This is a genomic window from Halomonas sp. SIMBA_159 (genome assembly GCF_046536035.1).
GTDB lineage: Bacteria > Pseudomonadota > Gammaproteobacteria > Pseudomonadales > Halomonadaceae > Vreelandella > Vreelandella venusta_A.
On sequence record NZ_JAWJBT010001513.1, the window covers coordinates 1 to 239 of the forward strand.

1 protein-coding gene is annotated in these 239 nt (G+C 46.9%); it reads left to right on the plus strand.

From position 1 onward, the window contains the following. A partial coding sequence (locus R0J87_RS24280; protein ID WP_498889609.1) for an FtsX-like permease family protein occupies positions 1-239 on the plus strand: 239 nt, incomplete at both ends.

A 239-nucleotide genomic window follows, 5' to 3' on the forward strand; every position in this document is an offset into this window, starting at 1 on the left:
CTGAGGATTACGTCTATCTGCTGGACTGGTTCCGCACTCAGGGCCATGTATACCAGGATATTCAAATGGTGCGCAGTATTTTATATCTGGTGTTAGCGCTGGTGATAGCCGTGGCCTGCTTTAATATTGTGGCTACGCTGATCATGGCGGTAAGAGAGAAAGAAAGTGATATCGCGATATTACTGACTATGGGGGCTTCACCAGCGACAGTTATTTTCACTTTTATGTGGCTGGGTTGG